Here is a 22,358-nt window from a genome sequence, read left to right on the forward strand (position 1 = left end):
ATTCTGGGAGGACAGCACAGTAATCATGTAATCGGGACGGTGGTCGTCGTGGATGACGAGACCTCCGCGCCGCCCGGCTTCGGTACCCCGGACGCGGCGGCGCTGGATTCCTACTCACGCACGGTGATCGCCGTCGCGAAATCGGTGACACCGCATGTGGCCAGCGTGCAGACGCGGCGCGGCGGCGGTTCGGGCGTGGTGTTCACCGACGACGGGTTCCTGCTCACCAACGCGCACGTGGTCGGGCAGGCCGACAGCGGCACGGTGATCTACTCCGACGGTGCCGAAACCCGGTTCGACGTGGTGGGTGTGGACCTGCTCTCGGATCTGGCGGTGCTGCGCGCCCGTGGCAGCGCGCCCGTCGCGGTCGAACTCGGCGACGCCGACCGCCTGGTGGTCGGGCAACTGGTGGTCGCGGTGGGCAGTCCGCTCGGGCTGGCCGGGTCGGTGACGGCCGGGGTGGTCAGCGCCCTGGGTCGATCGGTGCCGGTGGGCAATCGGCGCGCCGCCCGCGTGATCGAGGACGTCATCCAGACCGACGCCGCTCTCAACCCGGGCAATTCCGGTGGCGCGCTGGCCGATTCGGCCGGACGGGTGGTCGGGATCAATACCGCCGTCGCCGGAATCGGCCTGGGACTGGCCATTCCGATCAACGCCACCACCCGGCGCATCATCAGCACCCTGCTCAACGAGGGCCGGGTGCGCCGCGCCTACCTCGGCGTGGTGGGCGTGCCGGCGCCCCTGCCCACGGCGGTGGCCGAGAAGACCGGGCAGAACGCGGGATTGCGGATCATGGAGGTGGTGCGCGGCGGCCCGGCCGAACATGCCGGGCTGCGGCGCGGGGATCTGATCCTCAGCATCGCGCGCACGGAGATCCGCGACGCGCAGGGTATTCAGCGGCAGTTGTTCGCCGACGCCATCGGCCGTTCACTACCGGTGACGGTGCTGCGCAACGGCGCGATGGTGGACGTGATCGCGGTGCCGATCGAGTTGAGCCCGGACTGACCGCTCAGGACGCCGAGCGCTGACGCGACGCGTCGGGCTGGCAGATCTCGGCGAGCTCCTCGAGCGGAAGACCGAGCGCGCGACTCAGGGCGACGACGGTGCCGAAGGCCGGGGTGGGCAGGCGTCCGGACTCGATCTTGCGCAGGGTCTCCGGCGAGATGCCCGCGGCCACGGCGACCTCGACGAGCTCCCGGTCGGCGCGGGCGGTCCGCAGCGCGGACCCCAGGCGGCGGCCGGACTCGAGCTGGGCGGCGGTGAGGGGCAGTCGGACCATGCCCGCCACCCTACGTTTGGTATAAAAATACCGCAACCGCTACGGTCGGTATTAAAATACCAACATACGGAGGATGGTTGCCATGGTGGAGCTCAAGAGCCCGGCCGAAATCGAACGCATGCGAGTGACCGGCCAATTCGTCGGCGGAGTCCTGGCCGAACTGCGCGAGGCCGCGCGCGTCGGCGTGAACCTACTGGACCTCGAGGCCGTGGTGCGCGCCCGCATAAAGGAGCGCGGGGCGGTGTCCTGCTATTGGGACTACGCACCTTCGTTCGGGCGTGGCCCGTTCCGCAATACCGTCTGCCTGTCGGTCAACGATGCCGTGCTGCACGGACTTCCGTTCGACTACACCCTGGCCGAGGGCGACGTGCTGAGCATGGACCTGGCGGTGAGCATCGACGGCTGGGTCGCCGATTCCGCCACCACCGTCATCGTCGGCACCCCCGACCCGGAGGACGTCCGCCTGGTGCGCACCACCGAGGAGGCCCTGGACGCGGCGATCGCGGTCGCGCTACCCGGCAACACCATCGGCGATCTCTCGGCGGCCATCGGTGCGGTCGCCCACGCGGGCGGTTACCACGTGAACACCGAATTCGGCGGCCACGGCCTGGGCCGGACCATGCACGAGGACCCGCACATCCCCAATATCGGGCGGCCCGGACGCGGTTTCCGGCTGCGGCCGGGTCTCACCATCGCCATCGAGCCCTGGCTCACCCGAGGCAGCAATAAGATAGTTACCGATCCGGACGGTTGGACCATCCGCTCGGCCGACGGTTCCCGTACCGCTCACAGCGAGCACACGGTGGCCGTCACCGAGGACGGCGCAAAAGTACTGACCCGCGTCGTCTGAGTACGGAAACACCGACGGCACTTCGGGTTTCCGCACCCGCCGGCTCGACTGGCCCGGCCGCCATTGCCGCGTGACACACGGTGGCGGATACGTTCGCGATGATCCGCTGCGATCGATTCCTCTCATGACCAGAAAATTCACGATGTGGCCTTGACCACAGCGCGGCGGGCCGGTTAATGTCTGGCCTCACTAAGCGCCCGCTTAGTCTACATGTGACCGGGACCACGCCGCACTCGCTGCGGCAGCGGCCCGGACGTCGCCACCTGACCCCAGGTGCAGGCTCGTGAAGGACCGTTGATGAGCAAGATCGCCGCCACCTCCGCCCTGCTGATCGGCACCGCCGTGCTCGGCTGCGGCACCGCCAACGCCACCCCGGCCGCCGACCCGGCACCGGTGCGTTTCACCGCCGCAGCCACCGCGGACGGCAGCGCGGTGGTGCGCACCGACGCGGGCTCGATGCGGGTCGACAATGGCGTCTTCAAGATCGAGGCGGCCGACGGCTCACTGCTCGCGGGCACCGAATTGTCTTTCCGCGTGGACGATTTCGTGTTCCCGGTGACCGCCGACATCGCCGATCACACCGCCACCCTGACCCCGCGCTTCGATCTCGCCCACGCCGCGTATCAGCCCATCGCCCTCGACGACGGTGCGCAGCGTGAGGCGCTGGCCTGGCAGCGCTTGACCAGCACCATCCTCACCGGCGCGGCCCTTGGTACCGCGACCGGAGCCGTCGGCGGCGCGGCGATCGGCTGCCTGGCGGGCGGCCTCATCGCCGGTGGTGGCGCGACCCTGGCCACCGGCATCATCGGCGGCATCTTCGCGTTCCTGCCCGCGGCGGCCGTCGGCTGCCTGGCCGGGGCGGCCGCCATTTCCGCACTGGGCACCGTCGGCGGCGCACTGCTGGTGACGCTGCCGGTCGCGGTCGGCGCGGCCGTGCAGTACTACTCGACGATCAACACCCCGTTGCCGCAGGCCAAGCCCGCCTGAGCACCGACGAGCCGGGCCGCCGCCCGGCTCACCACCGGCCGTGCCGGGCGTTCCGGCAAACGTCGTGGTCCCGGGCGGCGATCTTGCCGCCCTCCGGTGCGAGGGTGAAAGACCCTCTGGGAGATACTCATTCGATGGCTACCGAAGACGCAGCGCCGATCGCGGGGGACAGCGGGCAGGGCACTGCCGCCGTGGCGAATCTGGAGCTCACCCAGCGGCGCTTTCCCGAGGGCCAGCGCCGGATCTTCCTGGCGGCGATCGACGCCTTCTCCGAGCGCGGCTTCCACGCCACCACCACCCGCGACATCGCCGCCCGCGCGGGCCTGAGCCCCGCCGGCCTCTACGTCCACTTCGGTTCGAAGGAAGAGGTGCTCTACCGCATCTCGGTCTCCTCGATGCGCCTGACCGAACAGGTCGCCGCCGCCGCCTCGACCGGCCCCGGCACCCCCGCCGACCACCTCGCCGCCGCCGTCCGCGACCTCACCGTCTGGCACGCCGAACACGCCGCCTCGGTCCGCGTGGTCCTGCACCACCTCACCGACCTCACCCCCGACCACCGCGCCGAAGTAACCACCATCCAATCCGGCATCCACCGCCTGATCCGCGACCTGGTCACCCGAGGCGCCACCGAGGGCGCCTTCACCGTCCCCGACCCCACCTCCACCACCCTCGCCCTCCTCTCCCTGATAGTCGACACCTCCCGCTGGTACCGCCCCGACTACCGCCGCACCCCCGACGAAATAGGCGCCGACTACGCCGCCATAGCCCTCCGCATTGTCGCCGCCACCCCCGCCTGAAATCCCCTCACCCCGCTGCATAAATCCCATCGACCACCAAATCAATTGCGAGCGTCGGGGATTGGTGGGCTACCAGTTGCGCGGGCCGCAATCGCCCCGAGGTCAGGGCTTCTCGGGCTGACGGATCAGGCCCGGCCGGGGCGCGTGATCGCGCTCGCGGGCGGGACAGCCGATAGGCTGCGGGCGTGGACAATCCGTTCGGGCCCGCGGGCACCGCGAACTATGTACAGCTGACCACCTTCAAGAAGGACGGCACGCCGGTGGGCACGCCGGTGTGGGCGGCACTCGACAGCGGAAAGCTGTATGTCTGGACCGTCACCGACAGCTGGAAGGTCAAGCGCGTCCGCCGTAACCCGCAGGTCACCCTGCAGGCGTGCGATGTGCGGGGCAAGACGCGCGGGGAGGTGTTCAACGGCACCGCCGTCGTGCTGGACGCCGCCGGATCCGAGCGGACGCGCGAGCTGGTGAAGAAGCGCTACGGCATCCAGGGCTGGCTGGTGGTGACCACGAGCAAGCTCCGGCGCGGCGCGACCGGCACCATCGGACTCGAAATCTCGCCTGCCTGAACACTTTTCACCACAGCGGAACCGCCGAACCGACGGGGACCGGTCCGGCGGCCGCTGTGGCGACCCTTCGCGAGGTCAGGGTTGGTCGCCGGCGATGATCGCGCCGAGCAGTCCACCGACGCCGCAGCCGATGATGGCTCCGACCACGAAGAAGAAGACGCCGATCACCGCGCCGACAATGCAGCCGATCACGGCTCCGGCCACGATCGATCCGGCGTTGGCGACATTCTGCAACGCCGAGATATCCGCGTTCGGGGCCGCGACCTCGGTCGGATTCGACGGTCGCACAGTCAATGTGGTGCCGTCACCGCTGACAGCGGGTACGACTTCGAGACTGCGATCGGCGGCCTGATACGCCAGCGGCAGTGACGCGAGGGTCTCCCCCGTCGGCGCGATGATCTCGACGGTGTTGCCCGCCAGCTCGAAATGCCCGGCGGTGAGCGTGGTGGTGACGGCGGAACGATCCGGCGCCAAGGCGATGGAATAGCCGACGCCCCGGTCCACACCGCTGATTCCCGGTGTGGTGACGGCGGGTTCGCCCTGGGCGGTGGCGGCGGCAATACAGAGGGTGGCGACGGAAAGTACGGCAGTGGCGGCGATCCTGGCAATTCTCATGACGGTTCCCTGTACTAGAAGTGCCGATTCACCGCATGGTCGAATAGGCGCTTCACCGGAAACGCCGGAAGACGACAGGTCGATTGCGCGTACTCGGGACGCGGCGAATCGGGGAATCCAAATCGAATTATCGACCCCAACAATCTCATTGGGTGACCCGGTGTCTCCCCGAATACGACGCCGGGATCATTCTTATGATCCTCACAGACACGCCCACGCGGAAGACCCAGGTGCCGGGGTTGTCCGCTGTTGTCCTGCGCGTTCGACCCCGACACACCGCCGCTATCCGGAATTCCCTTATTCCAGTTCGCCTTCGGTCTCCAGATAAATCTGCCGCAGCCGATCGAGGGTCTCGGTCTCGGGCTGCTCCCAGAGTTTGCGTTCCGCGGCTTCCAGCAGTCGTTCCGCGATCCCGTGCAGCGCCCACGGATTCGACTGCTCCATGAACTTGCGATTGGTATCGTCGAAAACGTAGCTCTCGGCCAGCTTTTCGTACATCCAGTCGGCCACCACATTCGTGGTCGCGTCATAGCCGAACAGATAGTCGACGGTGGCGGCCATTTCGAACGCCCCCTTGTAGCCGTGGCGGCGCATCGCCTCGAGCCAGCGCGGGTTCACCACGCGCGCCCGGAACACCCGTGCCGTCTCCTCCGACAGCGTGCGGGTGCGCACCGCGTCCGGTCGGGTGCTGTCGCCGATGTACGCCTCGGGGTTCTTGCCGGTGAGCGCGCGCACCGCCGCGACCATGCCGCCGTGGTACTGGAAGTAGTCGTCGGAGTCGGCGATATCGTGCTCGCGGGTGTCGGTGTTCTTGGCCGCCACCGCGATTCGCCGGTACGCCGTGCGCATATCGTCGGCGGCCGGAGCGCCGTCGAGATCACGCCCGTAGGCGAACCCACCCCACGCGGTGTAGACCTGCGCGAGATCGTCGTCCGTACGCCAGCTCTTGGAGTCGATCAACTGCAACAGTCCGGCACCGTAGGTGCCCGGCTTGGAGCCGAAGATCCGCGTGGTGGCCCGGCGTTCGTCACCGTGCTCGGCCAGATCCGACTGACTGTGCGCGCGCACGTAATTGGATTCGGCGGGCTCGTCGAGTCCGGCGACCAAGCGCACCGCGTCATCCAGCAACGCCAGCACATGCGGGAACGCGTCGCGGAAGAATCCACTGATCCGCACTGTCACGTCGATGCGCGGACGGCCCAGCTCCTCGAGCGAGATCGCCTCCAACCGCGTGACGCGACGACTCGCCTCGTCCCACACCGGCCGCACGCCCAGCAGCGCGAACACCTCGGCGATATCGTCACCGGAGGTCCGCATGGCCGAAGTCCCCCACACCGAAAGCCCCACCGAGCGCGGGTATTCGCCGTGGTCGGCCCGATACCGGTCCAGCAGCGATTCCGCCATCGCCTGCCCGGTCTCCCAGGCCAGCCGCGACGGCACCGCCTTGGGATCCACCGAGTAGAAGTTGCGCCCGGTCGGCAGCACATTGATCAGTCCGCGCAGCGGCGACCCACTGGGCCCCGCCGGAATGAAACCACCGTTGAGCGCGTGCAGGATTCGCGCGATCTCGATGCCGGTCTGCCGCAGCCGCGGCACCACCTCGGTCGCCGCGAAGCCCAGCACCCGGCGCACGTCACCCAGTCGCGCGGGCACATCGGAGATCCCGGCGTCGGCAGCGAGCTCCCCGCCGAGCATGGTCTCGGTGACCGCGTCGATGGAGTCGACATCCCAGTCGACCTCCTGCATGGTCATCACCAGTTCGCGCGCCAGCTTCTCGAAGCCGTCCACCCGCTCGCGGGACTCGTCCCCGGCTTCGCTGAGCCCCAACGCTTCTCGCAGCCCCGGCACATTGACCTCGCCACCCCACAGCTGCCGGGCACGCAGCATGGCCAGCACCAGATCGACCTCGGACTCACCCTCGGGCGCCTGCCCGAGGATGTGCAGTCCGTCGCGGATCTGCACGTCCTTGATCTCGCACAGCCAGCCGTCGACGTGCAGCAGCATGTCGTCGAAGACTTCCTCGTCCGGGCGTTCGGCAAGCCCCAGATCGTGGTCCATCTTGGCGGCCCGCATCAGCGTCCAGATCTGCTGGCGGATGGCGGGCAGCTTGCCCGGGTCTAGCGCCGAGATATTGGCGTGCTCGTCGAGCAGCTGCTCCAAACGCGAGATGTCACCGTAGGTTTCGGCGCGCGCCATCGGCGGGATCAGGTGATCGACCAGGGTGGCGTGCGCGCGCCGCTTGGCCTGGGTGCCCTCGCCCGGATCGTTGACCAGGAACGGATAGATCAGCGGCAGATCACCGAGCGCCGCGTCGGTGCCGCAGGACGCGGACATGCCGAGCGTCTTGCCGGGTAGCCATTCCAGGTTGCCGTGCTTACCCAGATGCACGATGGCGTCGGCGGCGAAACCCTCCGGCGCGGCCAGCCAGCGGTAGGCGGCCAGATAGTGGTGGCTCGGCGGCAGATCCGGGTCGTGGTAGATGGCGACGGGGTTCTCACCGAACCCGCGCGGCGGCTGCACGATCAGCACCACATTGCCGAAACGCAGTGCGGCGATGACGATCTCGCCCTTGGGGTCGGCCGAGCGGTCGACGTACAGTTCGCCCGGCGGCGGCCCCCACGCCTCGATCACGCTCTCGCGCAGGTCGTCCGGCAGCGTCTCGAACCAGCTGCTGTAGAGGTCCGCGCCGATGCGGATCGGATTGCCTTCCAGCTGTTCGGCACTGAGCCAGTCCGGGTCCTGCCCACCCGCGGCGATGAGCGCGTGGATCAGCGCGTCACCATCACCCTGCTCCAGGCCGGGGATCTCGCCCTCGACACCCAGATCGTATCCGACACTGCGCATTTCGGTGAGCAGCCGGATGGCGCTGGCCGGGGTGTCGAGGCCGACGGCATTGCCGATGCGCGCATGCTTGGTCGGGTACGCCGACAGCATCAGCGCGACCTTCTTGTGCTCGGCCGGAATATGCCGCAGCCGCGCGTACCGCACCGCGATCCCGGCGACCCGCGCCGCCCGCTCGGTGTCCGCGACATAGGTGGACAGCCCGTCGGCGTCGAACTCCTTGAACGAGAACGGGACCGTGATGATGCGCCCGTCGAACTCCGGGACCGCCACCTGGGTCGCGACATCCAGCGGCGAGAGACCGTCGTCGTTGGCCGCCCACTGCTCGCGACCACTCGTCAGGCACAACCCCTGCAGGATCGGCACATCCAGATCGGCGAGCGCGCCCACATCCCAGGCCTCGTCATCGCCGCCCGCAGACGCGGTCGCGGGCTTGGTGCCACCCGCGGCCAGCACGGTCACCACGAGGGCGTCGGCGGTCCGCAGCCGAGCCAGCAGGTCGGGTTCGGCGGTGCGCAGCGAGGCACAGAACACCGGCACCGCGTGAGCACCCTTGTCCTCCACGGCCGCACACAGCGCGTCGATGTAGCCGGTGTTCCCGGCCAGATGCTGGGCCCGGTAGTAGACGACCGCCACGGTCGGCGCGTCGGCGGGCAGCTCGCGCGAATCCCGTTCCAGCTCACCCCAGCTGGGCGTATCCACCGGCGGCTCGAATCCGTGCCCGGTGAGCAGCACCGTGTCGGACAGGAAGTTGTGCAGCGCGCGCAGATTGCGGGGCCCGCCCGCGGCCAGATAGTTGTGCGCGTCGGCGGCCACACCGCCGGGCACCGTGGAGCACTCCATGAGCTCGGCGTCGGGTGCGATCTCGCCGCCCAGGGCGACCAGCGGAATCCCGCTGGCGCGCACCGTCTCCAGACCCTCTTCCCAGGCCCGTTTGCCGCCGAGGATGCGCACGATCACCAGATCGGCGCCGGTCAGCAGGCCGGGCAGATCCGCCGGCAGCAGACGCGCGGGGTTCGCGAGCCGGTAGTCGGCGCCGCTGGCACGCGCGCTCAGCAGGTCGGTATCGGACGTGGACAGCAGCAGAATCACAGGGTTACGGCCTTCCTCGGGTGACGCGCCCAGCACGGTTGGTCGCTCGACGGGAAGGTCTGACTGTCACAGTGGCGCGACCGCACCGGAATTGCACCGGTTTTCTTCCGTTCGACGAGCGCGCCGATGCTATCGCGCCGCACCCGGGACCTGCGTATCGCGCCCTCGCCGCGCGTCCGCGCGCCCGGATCACAGTGCGGCAAAGGCTCGTCCGAGAAGCTGGGCGGCCGACCTGCCGACGCGTACGCTGCCGGTATGCCAACCACTCCAGGATGGGTCAGGCGGAACCGCTTTGCTGCCTGGTCAGGATACTTTTGCGCCTTGGTTGCTTTCGCAACGCTGGCAATGGCTCTCACCGCCGCCGGCTCCGGTCACACCCAGTGGGCGATGCTCGCGGGCATCATCTGCGCGGCCACCGTCCTCTTCGGCATCACGGTCATGACCACGACCGTGCGCCGCGACCACACCGAACACCACAACGTCCCCAACCTGCTCAACGACACCTGGGAAACCAGCCCGGCGTTCGCGCGCCGCCGCGGACTCCCCAAACACATCGAACCCCGCCGGGCCCGCTGACTCGACCCGTCCGACACCGCCGCCACCCGGCCCCGCAGTCCCCCGACTCGCGGAAATCCCTGGGTGGCGGCCTTTTTCATGGCCTCGTCACGTCATTGCGGTTTTGATCTCTTCCACGAAGCCCGACCGCACTCCAAAAGGCGTGCAATTCATGCTCAGATTGCAATATCTCTAGATAGGGATACATGTCGCTGATGCACGCGATCGCCGTCTGCTCCACGGTCGTAGGCTGGGCTGGTCATGACGCGATCCGATCCTGATTCCTGCCCGGGCGTGCTGCGCCTGCACGAGGCCGCCGACGGCCCGCTCGCCCGCATCCGGGTGCCCGGCGGCCACCTCTCCCCCACCCAGTTGCAGACCCTCGCCGAGGCCGCCGTCGAATTGAGCGACGGCAGTATCGAACTCACCTCGCGGGGCAATGTGCAGTTCCGGCAGGTGCGTGACGCCGCCGCGCTCGGTGAGCGACTGGCGGCGGTCGGCCTGCTGCCCAGCGCCACGCACGAGCGGGTGCGCAACATCGTGGCCTCCCCGCTGTCCGGCCGGGTCGGCGGCTGGACCGACGTGCATCCGCTGGTTCCCGCTCTGGACGCGGGACTGCGCGCGGACGACCGCCTCGCCCAGTTGCCGGGCCGGGTGCTGTTCACCCTCGACGACGGCCGCGGCGACGTGAGCGGCCTCGGCGGCGACATCGGCGTGCACGCCCTCGACGAGAACACCTACGCGTTGCTGCTCGCGGGCGGCGACAGCGGAGTGCGGGTGCCGCCCGCCGACGCCGTCGATCTCATGCTCGCCGCCGCACACGGCTTCCTCGAACTACGCGACGGCCAGTGGCGGTTGCACGAAATCCCGGACGGCACCGCCCGACTCACCGAACACCTGCTGACCACCCGGCCCGGCCTGGCCACATCGACCGATACCGTCGAACCGGCCGCGCAGCACGACATTCCGATCGGCTGGCTCACCCAATCCGACGACCGGGTCAGCCTGGGCGCGGGCGTCCCCCTGGGTTCCCTCCCCGCCCGCACCGCGGAATTCATCGCCGCCGTCGAACGTCCGGTCTACCTCACCCCGTGGCGCAGCCTGGTCATCACCGATATGGACGAATGGACCGCCGAACAGGTCGTCCGAGTCCTCGCCCCCATGGGCCTGATCTTCGACGCCAGCTCCCCCTGGCTGGCTGTCACCGCCTGCGCGGGCATGCCCGGTTGCGCCAAATCCCACACCGACGTTCGCGCCGACGTCGCCGCGGCCGTCGACTCCGACCGCGTGATACCCACCGGCACAGCCCAATCCGTGCAGGAGGGCCTCGACGCCACCGAGGTGGTAGCCGCCGGCCGTCAGCACTGGTCCGGCTGCGACCGCCGCTGCGGCCGCCCCAAGGGCCGGGTCACCGACGTCATCGCCACCACCGACGGCTACCGCATAGTCTCCGCCGAATAGCCCGCCCGACCCACGCCCCGATGACAGAGCGGCCCGCCTCGGTGGCGCGTTCTCCTCGCGGCATGGGCCTATTCCTGCAATCACCGCCTCCCGCAGTCAGTTTCCTGACGGAGAGCGCATCAGATTGCAGGAATAGGCCCACTTCACCCCAGCCCACGCAGCCCGCCATGTCGTCGACGCACCGATGACGCCGGTCAATCCTGTCCGCGGCGATGGAATTCCATGGTGCAGCACTTGACGCTGCCACCGGACTTCAGCAGTTCGGACAGGTCGATGCCGACCGGGTCGTAGCCGCGCTCACGCAGTCGTGCGGTCAGTTCGGTGGCGCGGTCGGTCATGAAGACGTGGTAGCCGTCGCAGACGCCGTTGAGGCCCAGCACGTTCGCGTCCTCGTCGGTGGCGATGATCGCATCCGGGTAGAGCTGGGCGAGCAGGCGGGCGCTGGGGCCGCTGAAGGCGGCCGGGTAGTAGGCGATGGTGTCGCCGAGCACCATCAGGGCGGTGTCGAGGTGGTAGAAGCGCGGGTCGACGAGATCCAGTGAGACGACCGGCATTTCGAAGAAGTCCGCCACCTCCTGGTGGGCGCCGCGCGCGCTGCGGAAGCCGGTGCCGGCCAGGATGCGGGTCGGCGTGATCGCGAAATCGCCTTCGCCCTCATTGGTTTCGCGGGCCGCGGCGACATCGGCGAACCGTTGCGCGGACAGCCAGCGGTGATACGCCGGACCTTCGTCCGCGCGTTCGGGATTGGCGAAGCGGGCCGAGAGCGCCCGGTCGCCGATGGCCAGACCACCATTGGCGGCGAAGACCATATCGGGCAGACCCGCGACGGGGTCGATGACCTCGACCCGATGGCCGTGCGCCTCGTACGCGGCGCGCAACGCGTCCCACTGGGCCAGCGCCAGCGCGCGATCGACGGGCTCGGCGGTGTCCATCCACGGGTTGATGGCGTAGGTGACTTCGAAGTGTTCGGGGCGGCACATCAGATACCGGCGTGACACCGGACGGCGGGCGGATTCCTGAACCGGAAGGGTGGCGATAGACGTCAACGAGACTCCCTCGGAAGCGGCGTGGACCGGGTTGTCCCGAAGATAAATGGCGTACCGTTGCGCTCGAAAGAGCGAATCGTTGCGTCAATTGGCTTTCCAGCGGCGATTCGTTGCGTCTCGACCCGCATCGCGTGTCTCGGCGGAAGGACGACCGTGGACGATCTCGACCGGCGTATCCTCGCTCATCTGCTCGAGCACGCCCGCGCCTCGTTCCAGGACATCGGGGCCGTGATCGGATTGTCCGCGCCCGCGGTGAAGCGCCGCGTCGACAAGATGGTGGCAGGCGGGCAGATCACCGGTTTCACCGCGGTGGTCAATCCGGCCGCGCTCGGCTGGCGCACCGAGGCCTACGTCGAGGTCTTCTACCGCGACAACATCTCTCCCGCTGAATTGCGCCGCAGCCTGGAACCGATCCCGCAGGTGGTGGGTGTGTGGACGATCGCCGGTGAGGCGGATGCGCTGGTGCACGTGATGGCCACCGATATGGCCGAGATCGAGGCCACGGTGGAGCGGATCCGGGAGAACGCGCGGGTCGGGCGCACCCGCAGCAATATCGTCATGTCCCGGCTGCTCGAGCGTCCGCGCACCTGACCCGCGCCTGCTACGGACCGGTCGGTGTGGCCGGGCGCACTACCCGCCCCGCGGCGTCCCGACGGCGAAACCTAGGGTGGAGCCCATGTCCGACGTGCGTACCAGCTACCTCACCGACGGGGCCGAGATCTATCGGCGCTCGTTCGCGACCATCCGGGCCGAAGCGGAATTACAGCGCTTCCCCGCGGACGTGTCGCAGGTCGTGGTGCGAATGATCCACGCGTGCGGGCAGGTCGACCTGGCCGCGGACATCGAGTTCAGCACCGAGGTGGTGGCGCGCGCCCGGGCCGCGCTGCGCGCCGGAGCGCCGATCCTGTGCGACGCCAACATGGTCGCCTCGGGCGTGACCCGCAAGCGGCTGCCCGCCGACAACGACGTGCTCTGCCTGCTCGGCGACCCGCGGGTGCCGGACCTGGCCGCCAGCATGGACAACACCAGATCCGCTGCGGCCCTGGAACTCTGGCGCGACCGCCTGGACGGCGCGGTGGTGGCGATCGGCAACGCGCCGACCGCGCTGTTCCATCTGCTCGACATGCTCGACGCCGGAGCGCCACGACCCGCCGCCATCCTCGGGATCCCGGTCGGCTTCATCGGGGCCGCCGAATCCAAGCAGGCCCTCGCCGAATACGGCGGGGTCGAATTCCTGACGGTGCGGGGTCGGCGCGGCGGCAGCGCCATCACCGCCGCCGCCCTCAATGCGATTGCGAGCGAACAAGAATGAGCAAGCTCTGGGGTGTCGGGCTGGGTCCCGGCGATCCGGAACTGGTGACGGTGAAGGCGGCGCGGGTCATCGGCGCAGCCGACGTGATCGCCTTCCACAGCGCCCGGCACGGACGCAGCATCTCCCGCGCCATCGCCGCACCGTACATGCGCGCGGGCCAGCTCGAGGAGCACCTCGTCTACCCGGTCACCACCGAGACCACCGATCACCCGGGCGGCTACCAGGGTGCGATCGACGAGTTCTACGAGCAGGCCGCCGCGGTACTGGCCGAGCACCTGGCCGCCGGACGCAGCGTCGCCTTGCTCGCCGCCGGTGACCCGCTGTTCTACAGCTCGTACATGCACATGCATCGCCGCCTCGCCGACCGCTTCGACACCGAGATCATCCCCGGCGTCACCTCGGTCAGCGCCGCCTCCGCGGCCCTGGGCACCCCCCTGGTCGAGCACGATCAGGTCCTCACCATCCTGCCCGGCACGCTGCCCGTCGACGAACTCACCGAGCGCCTGCGCTCCACCGAGGCCGCCGCCATCATGAAGCTCGGCCGCACCTATCCCGGTGTCCGCCAGGCTCTTTCCGACTCCGGTCGCCTCGCCGACGCCTACTACGTCGAACGCGCCAGCTCCACCCGCCAGCGGGTACTGCGCGCCGCGGACGTCGATGACGCCGATGTCCCGTACTTCGCGATCACCATCGTCCCGGGCCCGACCCCGACCAATCGGATCTCTTTGACCGACAAGGCATCCGAGTCGACGGATGCCTCCAGCAAGACGAGTGCACGCCCCAGCATCGAACCCGTCGCTGCGCCCGCAGCCACCGTGGGCCCGGAATCAGCTGCGGCACAGCCCGACTCACGCGGCGAGGTCGTCGTGGTGGGATTGGGCCCCGGCGATGCCGAGTGGACGACGCCGGAAGTTGCGCGGGCGCTGGCCGAGGCGACCGACATCGTCGGGTACACGACCTACGTGAACCGGGTGCCGGAGCGGGCCGGGCAGCGGCGGCACGCCAGCGACAACCGGGTCGAATCCGAGCGCGCCGGAATGGCTTTGGATCTGGCCAAGGCGGGCGCGAAGGTGGTCGTGGTGTCGTCCGGCGACCCGGGCGTGTTCGCGATGGCGGCCGCGGTGATCGAGGAGTCCTCGGATCCGCAGTGGCGCGACGTGCCGGTGCGAGTGCTGCCGGGGGTGACTGCGGCCAGTGCCGTGGCCAGCCGGATGGGTGCTCCGCTGGGGCACGACTTCGCGATGATCTCGCTGTCGGATCGGCTCAAGCCGTGGGAGACGGTGGCCGCGCGGATCGCGGCGGTGGCATCGGCGGATATGGCGTTCGCCGTGTACAACCCGGCGTCCTCGCAGCGCACCTGGCAGGTGGCGGCGATGCGGGAGCTGGTGCTCGAGCATCGCAAGCCGGAGACACCCGTGGTGATCGGCCGCGATGTGGGCGGTCCGACCGAGTCGGTGCGGGTGGTGACGCTGGGCGAACTGGATCCCGAGCAGGTCGATATGCGCACCCTGCTGATCGTGGGCGCCTCCACCACGACGGTGTTCGACGCGGCCGGTGGACCCCGGGTGTTCACCTCGCGCCGCTACGCGGGCTAGTATTCCGGAAGACCCATATTCCAAAGTGGAATATTGCTCGGTCGGTTCACGGAACTGAAGGAGTGTGTGGTGGCTGTAGAAAAGACCCGACGCCCGCTCAACTCGACGGCCGCGTCCTTACTCGGCTTCCTACACCAGGGCGAACTGTCCGGCTGGGACCTGGTCGCGGTCGCCCAGGACCGCATCGGCGACTTCTGGACCATCACCCAGTCCCAGGTCTACCGCGAGCTGGCCACCATGCACCAGCTCGGCCTGGTCGAGAAGGGCGAGGCGGGCGCACGCGACCGCACCCCCTACCGCATCACCGAGGAAGGTCGCGAGGCCTTCGCCGAATGGATCGCCCGCGACCCCGGCGCGGAGACCATCCGCGTCCCGCTGCTGCTGACGCTGTCCTTCGGCGAATTCGTCGACCCGCTGCGCCTGCAACGCATCATCGCCGCGAATCGCGGTGTGCACGAACAACGTCTGACCGGCTACCTGTCCGGCCACGACGAGCAGCGCATGTCCCCCTTCGAACGCGCCACCCTGGATTTCGGCATCCGCTACGAACGCGCCGTCCTCGAGTGGTTCGACCGACTCCCCGAACTGTTGGAAGCCACCAGCCGCCTGTCCTGAACGGTCAGCCGCGGGCGCGCAGCCAATCCCATGCGGCGGCAACGGTTTCCACGGTGCGCGCGCCGGGCGGCAACGGGGGCCGGTCGATCATGACGACCGGAAGGTGCAGGGCGCGGGCGGCGTGGAGTTTGGCTTCGGTGAGCGCGCCGCCACTGTCCTTGGTGACGAGAACGTCGATGCGATGGGCGGTCAACAGGGCCGTTTCGTCCGTGACGCTGAACGGTCCGCGCGCCAGCAAAAGCTCGTACGCCGCGGGGAGCGCACCCTCGGGCGGATCGATCGCGCGGATCAGGAACCAGCCCGGATTGGCCGAGAAGGCCGCGACGCCCTGGCGGCCGATGGTGAGCAGTGTCCGATCGCCCAGCCCGGCAAGCGATTTCGCCGCGGTCGCCAGATCCGCAACACGATGCCAGTCATCGCCCGCACGTTCGTGCCAGCCCGGCCGACGCAGGTGCAGCAGCGGCAGCTCGAGGTCAGCGGCCGCAGCGGCGGCATGGGCGGTGATCCCGCCCGCGAAGGGGTGAGTCGCGTCGATGACGGCCTCAATCCCATTGTCGGCCAGCCACTCCCGCAGCCCGTCGACTCCCCCGAATCCCCCCACGCGAACCTCGCCCTCCGGGAGGACGGGTTCGCGCACGCGCCCGGCGAGCGAGGAGACGATCTCGAATCCCCGCTCCCCGGAAGCGATGGCGGCGAACTCCCGGGCTTCCCGGGTACCGCCGAGAACTAGGGTTTTCAGGGCTGTCCGCCGAAGTAGGCCGAGCCCGAGTCGATCAGCGGCTGTCCGCCCGCGACGAGCAGTCCGATGAGCGCACCGAACGGCAGGCCGATGCCGAAGAAGAAGGTGCCGATGATGGCGCCGATGACGCCACCCAGCGCGGCGTGCTGCAGCTCGGAGAAGAACCAGTCCTGCGAGCTGATGTCCTTGGCGGTGACGATCGGAGCGGTCACCGGGGTCAGCGTCAGCTGGGTCCCGTCATTGTCGACCGCGGCGTTGAGATCGATGTGCTGCCCCTGCAGCACGCCCGCCAGCGCGACCTGGGTAACGGTCGTCCCGGCGTCGTTCTTCAACACGACGGACTTGCCGTCCTCCGACAGCCCGAACTTCCCGCCGGTCACCTGGGTGATGATCCCGTTGGTCGCGTTGGCCAGCTGCACGGTGTAATCCACACCCTGCTGCGACCCCTTCACCTGCGAGGTCTGCTGCTGCACGACCGGAGCCGGATCGGCGTAGGCGGTGCCGGCGGCCACGCCGGTAGCGGCAATGGCCAAAACAGCGGTAGCGGCAAATTTCCTGTACTTCATGGATCTCCCAATAGAGTTAGAGCCGGATCCGGCAACAACCGGATCACCGCCGGTCACCCTACCGTTGACCGAGCGACGTTTCATTCTGAATGCTTCGCTGGCACTCCGGATTCCTGTTCCGCTCGCGAATTGTCCGGTGCGAGCTCCTCGATGGCCTCGGAGTTGTCGACCACGGCAGGTATACGGCCCGCCCCGTCGATATACCGCCGGAAGGAGCCACTCACATCATCCGAGTGGCCCAATTGCGCACCGGCACGATGACTGTCACCTGTCCTATATGCGACATGGGTCGCCCCGGTGTCTCGAAAGTTGCCCGGTCGTGCGTGACTGGGGGCCACCGGCAAGCCGCTGCCCGACATCGACGCCGAGCACTATCACCGCGGGAATCAGCGACCCGCGCGGCGGAGGTATCGGCCGGTTGGCTCGCCGACCACGCTGCCGCCGTGCAGGATCCGCTTGCCACGCAAGAAGACATCGGTGACTCGTGCGCTCATCTCGAAGCCTTCGAAAGGGGTGTACTGCTGGGCGGACTCGGAGTCGGTGGCGTGGACGGTCCAGCGCGAATCCGGGTCGACGAGCGCGATGTCGGCGTCGTAGCCCGCCTCGAGGACTCCTTTGCCGGTCAGCCCGTAGCGGCGGGCGGGGTTGGCGGCGGTGATCTCGGCGATCCGGGTCAGCGGCAGTCCGCGTTCGATGCCCTCGCCGACGAGGCCCGGCAGCAGGTATTCGGCTCCGCCGAAACCCGACTTCGCCAGGAACACGTCGTCGGTGTCTGCGCCGAACTTCTGTTCGGTTCGGCAGCACGCGTGATCGCTGACGACCCAATCGATCTCGCCGGCGAGCAGGTGCCGCCACAGCGCTTCGACGTCCGCGCGCTCGCGCAGCGGCGGGTTGACCTTGCCGCCGATGCCGTGCGCGGTGTCGACGTCGGCGAGCAGGTGGCCGATGGTCACCTCGCGACGGAAGTCGATGTGCGGGAAGGCTTTCGCCATGCGCAGGGCCGCATCCACTGCCTTCGCGGAGGACAGGTGCAGCAGGTTGATTGCCGGAAAGCCGGTCTCGTGAGCGAGATAGGAGGCCATGGCGATGGCCAGGCCCTCGGAATGCGGTGGCCGGGAGGCGCTGTAGGCGCGCAGACCGGTCAGTGTGCCCTCGCGCTCGACGAGTTCGGTGTACGCGGCCATGATCTCGGCGGTCTCGCAGTGCAGCGAGAGGGTCACGACATCGCCGTAGTGTTCCCGGGCACGCCGCAGGCCGCGCATCACGAACTCGAAGTGGGCCAGGTCGTAGCGCTCATCCGGCGGGATCATCAGAAACTCGGCCTGATCACCGGAGCGCCCGTGCAGGCCGTGGCCACCGTAGAACATGAAGATCTTGAACGAGGTGATGCCGAATTCCTCCACCAGGTACGGGATTTCGTCGATGTGCTCGCGCGTCATCGGGGCCAGGTGAATGGCGTGATCGACGTAGGAACGCCCGGCGATTCGGTCGAGTACCTCGGGCACGAAGTCCCGGTAGGACCCGCCGCGGTTGAGGTAGTAGCGACCGGTGCGCAGGTAGCTCAGCGAGGTGGTCACGCCGCCCTGCGCGCAGGCCCGGCTCTCGGTCTCGGCGTCGGCGGACAACTCGGAGTAGATGCCCCAATGTTGGTGGGCATCAACCACGCCGGGGAATGCCAGCAGCCCATGGGCGTCGACGATTTCGGTGGACCGCCCCGCCGCGAGGCCGGAACCGATACCGGTGATGACCCCGTCGGTGACGGCGATGTCGAGCGGTTCGGGATCGTTGCCGGGGTGGCCTTCCGGGCGCACGACGCGGGCGTTCCGGATCAGCAGATCGGTCTCCGCCATGACTCACTCCAGTTTCTCTGTGCGAAACACCTTTAGCAGCAAGGCGATCATGGCAGCAGTATTTGCAGCCAGTCAATCGGATCAGTGCTACTTTATGTTTCGATGAGGGAAACATGCTCGGCTGTTAGGAGTTTGGCGATGTCGGGACCACTCACCGGAATCCGCGTCCTCGATGCGGCGACACTGTTCGCCGGACCGCTGGCGGCGACCCTGCTCGCCGACTTCGGCGCCGAGGTGGTCAAGATCGAACATCCCAACGGCGACCCGGTGCGCGGGCACGGCGCACACCGCGACGGCATCGGCCTGTGGTGGAAGATGCTGGGGCGCGGCAAGAAGTCGGTGACGCTCTACCTGGGCACGCCCGAGGGCCAGGACCTGTTCCGCCGGATGGCCGCCGACGCCGATGTGGTGATCGAGAACTTCCGACCGGGCACCCTGGAGCGCTGGGGCCTGGGCTATGACGTACTGCGGGAACTCAATCCGCGTCTGGTGCTGGCCCGGGTCACCGGTTTCGGGCAGATCGGCCCGTACGCGCGTCGCCCCGGCTTCGGCACCCTGGCCGAGGCCATGAGCGGCTTCGCGGCCATGACCGGTGAACCGGACGGTCCGCCCACGCTTCCGCCCTTCGGGCTCGCGGACGGGATCGCGGCCCTCACTGCGGCTTTCGCGATCATGACCGCGTTGCGGGCCCGCGATCGCGACGGGCACGGACAGCAGATCGACCTGTCGATCGTGGAACCGATCCTGACCGTGCTGGGCCCGCACATCCTGGCGTACGACCAGCTCGGGCAGCTGCCGCCGCGCACCGGCAATCGCTCGGTCAACAATGCCCCGCGCAATATCTACCGCACCGCCGACGGTGGCTGGGTCGCGGTGTCCACCAGCGCCCAGTCCATCGCCGAGCGGGTCATGCGCTTGGTGGGACGCCCCGAATTCATCGAGCACCCCTGGTTCGGCGACGGCACCGGGCGCGCCGCGCACGCCGATGAACTCGATGCCGCTGTCGGCGAATGGATTTCGCGGCGAGACACCGCGGACGTGGTGGACGCCTTCGAGAAGGCGGAGGCGGCGGTCGCGCCGATCTACACCGCCGCCGACATTCTCGCCGATCCCCAGTTCCGCGCCCTGGAGGCCATCATCACCCTCGAGGATCCGGAACTGGGTCCGATCCGCATGCAGAACATCCTGTTCCGGCTGTCGGAGACGCCCGGGCGGATTCGGTGGACCGGGCCACCGCTGGGGGCGCACACCGCCGAGGTGCTCGCCGGTTACGGGATCGACGAGGCCGGGCTGGACCGGCTGCGCGAGCGGGGAGTGGTCCGATGAACCCACGAGATACGTTGCTGGACGCCATATCTCGTGGTGTCGAGTTGATCGAGCTGGGTCAACCCTTCTTCACCGGCATGCCCTGCTCCCCCAATCACCCGGGCTTCCGGATGACTCTCGTTCGCCGCCACGGCGATATGGTGCGCGCCGACGGTGGTTCGGCGGCCAACGAGATCATCGTGACCGGCGGCCACGTCGGCACCCATATCGACGCGCTGAGTCATGTCAGTCACGACGGACTGTTGCACGGGGGCGTGGACGCGGCGGCGGCCCAGCGCGGCGGCGCGTTCACCCGGCACGGGGCCGAGCACCTGCCGGGTTTGCTGTGCCGCGGTGTGCTGCTGGATGTGGCGGCCGTGCACGAGGTGGAAACCTTGCCGGGCGGCTACGAGATCACCGCGCGGGATCTGGAGTGCGCGGCCGAAATGGCCGGAGCCGAACCGGAATCCGGTGACGTGGCATTGATTCGCACCGGATGGTCGCGGCTGTTCGATCATCGCGACGCCTATCTGGGCGCGAACTCCGGGGTTCCGGGAGCGGGAACCGACGCGGCGCGCTGGCTGTCCGCACGCGGTGTCGTCGCCACCGGCGCGGACACCACCGCCTACGAGTGCATCCGGCCCGGAGCCGGGCACAGCGTGCTGCCCGTGCACCGACTGCTGCTGGTGGACTCGGGGATTCATATCCTCGAGCACTTGGCCTTGGAAGAGCTTGCCGCGGCGGGACGGTCGGAGTTCGTGTTCGTCCTCGCGCCGCTGCGCATCGTCGGCGGCACCGGTTCGCCGGTGCGCCCGCTCGCGGCGGTCAGCCGATGAGCGAGCAGACGATCGTCGCCCGGTTGGCCGAATTCGCCGCCGGAGTGCGTACCCACGGCGTCGGCCCGGAGTTGCGGGCCGACGCCGCGCGGCGGGTACTGGATGTACTCGGCAACAGCCTGGCCGCACTCGACAGTCCACCGGCGGTGGCCGTGCGCACGCTGGTCGCCGAATGGGGCGGGCACGCCGGAGCCACCGCACTCGGCCTACCGGGCGGACTACCCGCACCGAACGCGGCACTACTGGGCGGAACGCTCGCGCACGCCCTGGATTTCGACGACACCCACCTGCCCTCGGTGCTGCATCCCTCGGCCTCGGTGATCCCAGCTGTGTTGGCGGTCGCCGAATCCCGGGGCGCGAGCGGCGCGGCGGTACTGGACGCGGTGACCATCGGCATCGAGATCACCGTCCGCGCCGGAATGGCCGGATACGATGCGGCACTGCGTAATTCGATCTTCTTCGAACGCGGCCTGCACGCCACCGCCATCTGCGGAGCGGTCGGCGGCGCGGCGGCGGTCGCCATGCTCTCCGGTCTCGACGCCGACGGCATCGCGCACGCCATGGGCATCGCCGCGAGCATGGGTTCGGGCCTGCTCGAGGCCAACCGCACCGGCGGCACGGTCAAGCGCGTGCACTGCGGCTGGGCCGCACACGCGGCAGTGACGGCCGCGGGCCTGGCCCGCACCGGCCTCACCGGCCCACCCACCGTCTTCGAAGGCAGATTCGGCCTGCTGCGGGCCTTTTGCGGCGATCGCGCCGATCCGACCGCACTCACCAGCGAGCTCGGGCAGCGCTGGCTGGTTCAGGAGGTGTGCTTCAAGCCCTACCCGTGCAATCACTTCACCCACGCCGGTATCGACGCGGCCTTGCGACTGCGCGCGCAAGGCTTGCGCCCCGAGCACATCGCCGAACTCGAACTGGGCGCACCGGCGGCAGCGCTACGCACCATCGGCTTCCCACCCGAACTCAAGGCCCGCCCCGAATCCGGCTACCACGCCGCGTTTTCCGGCCCATACACGGTGGCGGCCGCCCTCACCGGCGGTGGCGGCCTCGGAGTCTTCCACGAAGACTTCACCGATACCGCCGCCCGCGACCCTCACCGCCTCGCCCTGGCCGCCCGGGTCCGCTGCATCCCCGACACCCGCAGCGACGCCATCTTCCCGCACCAATTCCCCGCCGTCCTCACCGCACACCTACACGACGGCCGCACCCTCACCGAACGGGTAGAGGTCAACCGCGGCGCCCCCGGCAATCCCTTGTCCGAGACCGAACTAGCCCTGAAGTTCCGCCTCAACACCGCCCCGGTCCTCGACCCCGCGACCGCAGACCACCTCAGCGAGTGCGCCTACAGCCTGGCCGCCGCGCCGAACCTGCAACACCTGCTCGCACCGCTGAGCAAGCTCACCGTAACCACCCCCGGGTAGCGAACCCCGGGGTGATCTTTGCGCGGG

General features: G+C 68.9%; 21 protein-coding genes. 14 read left to right on the forward strand and 7 right to left on the reverse strand.

Annotated features, from left to right (window positions below):
* Window positions 1-48: 48 nt before the first annotated feature.
* On the forward strand, window positions 49-1,005 hold the full coding sequence (locus tag OG300_RS13390; protein ID WP_405498547.1) for a S1C family serine protease: 957 nt from the start codon (window positions 49-51) through the stop codon (window positions 1,003-1,005).
* A gap of 4 nt (window positions 1,006-1,009) precedes the next feature.
* Here the strand turns inward: OG300_RS13390 and OG300_RS13395 are convergent, their stop codons facing one another.
* Window positions 1,010-1,279, reverse strand: coding sequence for a helix-turn-helix transcriptional regulator (locus tag OG300_RS13395; RefSeq protein ID WP_405495674.1), 270 nt, complete (start codon window positions 1,277-1,279; stop codon window positions 1,010-1,012).
* Between the two features lie 82 nt (window positions 1,280-1,361).
* Here OG300_RS13395 and map point away from each other — a divergent pair, with 82 nt between their 5' ends.
* The 4 genes from map (at window position 1,362) to OG300_RS13415 (ending at window position 4,479) form a co-directional block, all read left to right on the forward strand.
* Complete coding sequence (gene map / locus OG300_RS13400) at window positions 1,362-2,129, forward strand: type I methionyl aminopeptidase (protein ID WP_405495676.1); 768 nt, start codon at window positions 1,362-1,364, stop codon at window positions 2,127-2,129.
* A gap of 297 nt (window positions 2,130-2,426) precedes the next feature.
* Window positions 2,427-3,116 (forward strand): hypothetical protein, encoded by a 690-nt coding sequence (locus OG300_RS13405; RefSeq protein WP_405495678.1) that lies wholly within the window; start codon window positions 2,427-2,429, stop codon window positions 3,114-3,116.
* 134 nt (window positions 3,117-3,250) lie between these two features.
* The gene (locus OG300_RS13410; protein WP_405495680.1) at window positions 3,251-3,913 is read left to right on the forward strand and encodes a TetR/AcrR family transcriptional regulator; all 663 of its coding nucleotides are present in this window, start codon (window positions 3,251-3,253) and stop codon (window positions 3,911-3,913) included.
* 185 nt (window positions 3,914-4,098) lie between these two features.
* Window positions 4,099-4,479, forward strand: a complete 381-nt coding sequence (locus OG300_RS13415) for a PPOX class F420-dependent oxidoreductase (RefSeq protein ID WP_405495682.1) — start codon at window positions 4,099-4,101, stop codon at window positions 4,477-4,479.
* A gap of 75 nt (window positions 4,480-4,554) precedes the next feature.
* Here the strand turns inward: OG300_RS13415 and OG300_RS13420 are convergent, their stop codons facing one another.
* Entirely contained in the window at window positions 4,555-5,094 is a 540-nt protein-coding gene (locus tag OG300_RS13420; protein ID WP_405495684.1) for a hypothetical protein, read from the reverse strand.
* Window positions 5,095-5,391: 297 nt separating this feature from the next.
* The gene (gene cobN, locus OG300_RS13425) at window positions 5,392-9,027 is read right to left on the reverse strand and encodes a cobaltochelatase subunit CobN (RefSeq protein WP_405495686.1); all 3,636 of its coding nucleotides are present in this window, start codon (window positions 9,025-9,027) and stop codon (window positions 5,392-5,394) included.
* Window positions 9,028-9,348: 321 nt separating this feature from the next.
* On the opposite strand from cobN, the gene OG300_RS13430 reads away from it, so the two are divergent.
* Together OG300_RS13430 and cobG are read left to right on the forward strand one after the other, a co-directional pair.
* A complete protein-coding gene (locus OG300_RS13430) occupies window positions 9,349-9,603 on the forward strand; it encodes a hypothetical protein (RefSeq protein ID WP_405495688.1) in 255 nt (84 codons plus the stop codon).
* A 234-nt stretch (window positions 9,604-9,837) separates the two neighbouring features.
* Window positions 9,838-11,043: a precorrin-3B synthase gene (gene cobG, locus OG300_RS13435; protein WP_405498548.1), complete on the forward strand. Its 1,206-nt coding sequence runs from the start codon at window positions 9,838-9,840 to the stop codon at window positions 11,041-11,043.
* A gap of 194 nt (window positions 11,044-11,237) precedes the next feature.
* Here the strand turns inward: cobG and ddaH are convergent, their stop codons facing one another.
* Window positions 11,238-12,089 carry a dimethylargininase gene (gene ddaH / locus OG300_RS13440; protein ID WP_405495690.1) on the reverse strand — a complete coding sequence of 284 codons (852 nt, stop codon included), beginning with the start codon at window positions 12,087-12,089 and terminating at the stop codon, window positions 11,238-11,240.
* Between the two features lie 153 nt (window positions 12,090-12,242).
* Between ddaH and OG300_RS13445 the strand changes: the two genes are divergently transcribed.
* The 4 genes from OG300_RS13445 to OG300_RS13460 all read left to right on the forward strand — a co-directional run bounded on the left by OG300_RS13445 (window position 12,243) and on the right by OG300_RS13460 (window position 15,611).
* Entirely contained in the window at window positions 12,243-12,680 is a 438-nt protein-coding gene (locus OG300_RS13445; RefSeq protein ID WP_405495692.1) for an Lrp/AsnC family transcriptional regulator, read from the forward strand.
* A gap of 85 nt (window positions 12,681-12,765) precedes the next feature.
* The gene (locus OG300_RS13450; protein ID WP_405495694.1) at window positions 12,766-13,401 is read left to right on the forward strand and encodes a precorrin-8X methylmutase; all 636 of its coding nucleotides are present in this window, start codon (window positions 12,766-12,768) and stop codon (window positions 13,399-13,401) included.
* The gene (gene cobJ, locus OG300_RS13455; protein WP_405495696.1) at window positions 13,398-14,996 is read left to right on the forward strand and encodes a precorrin-3B C(17)-methyltransferase; all 1,599 of its coding nucleotides are present in this window, start codon (window positions 13,398-13,400) and stop codon (window positions 14,994-14,996) included. Before OG300_RS13450 ends, cobJ begins: the two co-directional genes overlap by 4 nt.
* 69 nt (window positions 14,997-15,065) lie before the next feature.
* Complete coding sequence (locus tag OG300_RS13460; protein WP_405495698.1) at window positions 15,066-15,611, forward strand: PadR family transcriptional regulator; 546 nt, start codon at window positions 15,066-15,068, stop codon at window positions 15,609-15,611.
* 4 nt (window positions 15,612-15,615) lie between these two features.
* Here OG300_RS13460 and OG300_RS13465 read toward each other — a convergent pair whose 3' ends face one another.
* From OG300_RS13465 to OG300_RS13475, 3 genes are all read right to left on the reverse strand, one after another.
* A complete protein-coding gene (locus tag OG300_RS13465) occupies window positions 15,616-16,350 on the reverse strand; it encodes a cobalt-precorrin-6A reductase (protein WP_405498549.1) in 735 nt (244 codons plus the stop codon).
* Window positions 16,347-16,916 carry a hypothetical protein gene (locus tag OG300_RS13470; RefSeq protein WP_405495700.1) on the reverse strand — a complete coding sequence of 190 codons (570 nt, stop codon included), beginning with the start codon at window positions 16,914-16,916 and terminating at the stop codon, window positions 16,347-16,349. The genes OG300_RS13465 and OG300_RS13470 overlap by 4 nt, the downstream gene beginning before the upstream one ends.
* Before the next feature lie 386 nt (window positions 16,917-17,302).
* A complete protein-coding gene (locus OG300_RS13475) occupies window positions 17,303-18,766 on the reverse strand; it encodes a dihydroorotase (protein ID WP_405495702.1) in 1,464 nt (487 codons plus the stop codon).
* 138 nt (window positions 18,767-18,904) lie between these two features.
* On the opposite strand from OG300_RS13475, the gene OG300_RS13480 reads away from it, so the two are divergent.
* From OG300_RS13480 to OG300_RS13490, 3 genes are read left to right on the forward strand one after another with little or no spacing between them, the layout of a single operon-like run.
* Entirely contained in the window at window positions 18,905-20,092 is a 1,188-nt protein-coding gene (locus OG300_RS13480) for a CaiB/BaiF CoA transferase family protein (RefSeq protein ID WP_405495704.1), read from the forward strand.
* Window positions 20,089-20,907: a cyclase family protein gene (locus tag OG300_RS13485; protein ID WP_405495706.1), complete on the forward strand. Its 819-nt coding sequence runs from the start codon at window positions 20,089-20,091 to the stop codon at window positions 20,905-20,907. The genes OG300_RS13480 and OG300_RS13485 overlap by 4 nt, the downstream gene beginning before the upstream one ends.
* Window positions 20,904-22,331: an MmgE/PrpD family protein gene (locus OG300_RS13490; RefSeq protein WP_405495708.1), complete on the forward strand. Its 1,428-nt coding sequence runs from the start codon at window positions 20,904-20,906 to the stop codon at window positions 22,329-22,331. Before OG300_RS13485 ends, OG300_RS13490 begins: the two co-directional genes overlap by 4 nt.
* The last annotated feature ends 27 nt before the right edge of the window (window positions 22,332-22,358 follow it).

Source organism: Nocardia sp. NBC_00511 (genome assembly GCF_045161165.1).
Taxonomy (GTDB): Bacteria; Actinomycetota; Actinomycetes; order Mycobacteriales; family Mycobacteriaceae; genus Nocardia.